At 65.1% G+C, this 2009-nt stretch carries 1 protein-coding gene; it reads left to right on the top strand.

The genetic code is table 11. The features are described 5' to 3' along the window. A partial coding sequence (locus A3754_RS17960) for a penicillin acylase family protein (RefSeq protein WP_197468705.1) occupies nucleotides 1–2009 on the top strand: 2009 nt, incomplete at both ends.

A 2009-nucleotide genomic window follows, 5' to 3' on the forward strand; every position in this document is an offset into this window, starting at 1 on the left:
GGTGCGTAGCGAACCCGGGATCACCGATGATCAGCTAACCGACTATTTCAAAGCGGCCCCCTTGCTGGCCCCCGACGCCGGTAACTGGGAAAGTGAGCTGACCCTGGACACCGCCGGTTACCAGGTGGACATCAAACGGGATAACTTTGGGGTGCCGCACATTTACGGCGACTCCCGCCGCGATGCCTTATTTGGCGTCGGCTATGTCACCGCCGCCGACCGCCTGTTCCTGCTCGACGTACTGCGCCGGGCCGGCCGGGGTGAACTGTCCCGCTTCCTGGGTCCGGCGGATTTCTCCTTCGACCAGGACATTGCGGTGGACGCCCCCTACCGGGAAGAAGACCGCACCACCATGATCGCCAAGACCATCGCCCGTTTCGGTGACGACGGCGCCCAGGTGTTCGAGGATGCCACCAACTATGTGGCCGGCCTCAACCAGTACGTGAGCGATGCCCGTGGCGGCCTGTTGCAGGTGCCGGTGGAATACGTGGCGCTGGGCGTGCAGCTGGAACCCTTCGTGATTGAAGACGTGGTCGCCATCGCCACCCTGATTCAGGGCATCTTCGCCGGCGGCGGCGGCAACGAGCACAAGAACGTGCTGCTGCTGCAAGCGCTGGAAGAACAGACCGGCAGCGCGGAAACCGCCTGTGCCCTGTGGAAAGACTTGCGCAACGGCCTGGATGAGGAATCCTCGGTGACCACCACCCGCTCTTTTGCCACCCAGTCACCGCCAACCCTGCCCGACCTGTGCCCGCTGAGCGGCGAGCTGGCTGGCCAGTTCCCCGGTGCCGTCATGTTCGACGCCGGCTCTTTCCAGGCCCACCAACCACTGACCCATGAACCCTGTGGCCGACCCGGCCAACCTCAGTGCCCCGAAGCCCTGGGCAATGTGCCCGCCCTACCCGGCACCGGCGTGGTCGGCGGCTTGCTGGATACCGTGGGCGACCTGCTCGGCGGCATCCTGTCCCTGTCATTTCTCGACGATGATGGCGCCAACCTGGCCCGACACTGGGCCACACTGACCCGGCAGCTAGGCGCCAGCGGGCAAGACAACGCCCGCCTTAGTGACCACCAGCGCGAACAGGTCATGCAACGCATTGCCGGCATCGAAACCGGCCTTAACGGCCTGCGTGATGGCTTCCCGAGCACCATGTCCAATGCGCTGTTGCTCAATGCCGAGCATTCCGCCAGTGGCCAGCCGCTGGCCGTGTTCGGCCCCCAGACCAGTTACTTCGTACCGCAACTGCTGCTGGAAATGTCTATCCATGGTGGCGATATCAACACCCGTGGCATGACCTTCACCGGCCTGCCCTACGTGGTCATCGGCCGCGGCCCGGACTTCGCCTGGAGTGCCACCTCCGGCAGCTCCGACCTCACCGACGTGCGCGTGGTACAGCGCTGCTCACCGGCCGAGGCTCCCGCCCACGGTGAAGGCGGCTACCAGGTTAACGGCCAGTGCAAACCCTTCGACGTGATCGACGAAGAATGGGTGGCCCGCTGGAACCTGGCCTCCTCCACCGACCCGCAAGCGGTCGGTCAAAACGAAGCCGTCCGACGCCGCGTGATCCGCACCGAGGAGTACGGCCCGGTGATTGGCTTCGCCACCGTGTCCGGCCTGCCCGTGGCAGTGACTCGCCAGCGCAGCACCTACTTTGCCGAGCTGGATACGGCCCTGCCGTTCCTGCAAGCCAGCCGCAACGATGTCCATGACGTACAAAGCTTCTACGACGTTTTCTACAACACCACCGGCAGCTTCAACTGGTTCTACATCGACGACCGCGACATCGCCTATTTCCATTCCGGCGACTATCCGCAGCGTGCCAACGGCATTCACCCGGAGCTGCCCAGCTGGGGTAACGGCCAGTACGACTGGAACGGCTTCCTGCCCCAACAGGCCCACCCCCAGGCCAGTAACCCTGAGCGCGGCTACCTGGCCAGCTGGAACAACCGCCCGGCCCGTGACTGGTGGGCTGCCGACGCCCACGCCCCCTACGGCTCCGCCCACCGCA

Source organism: Alcanivorax sp. HI0083, from assembly GCF_001635175.1.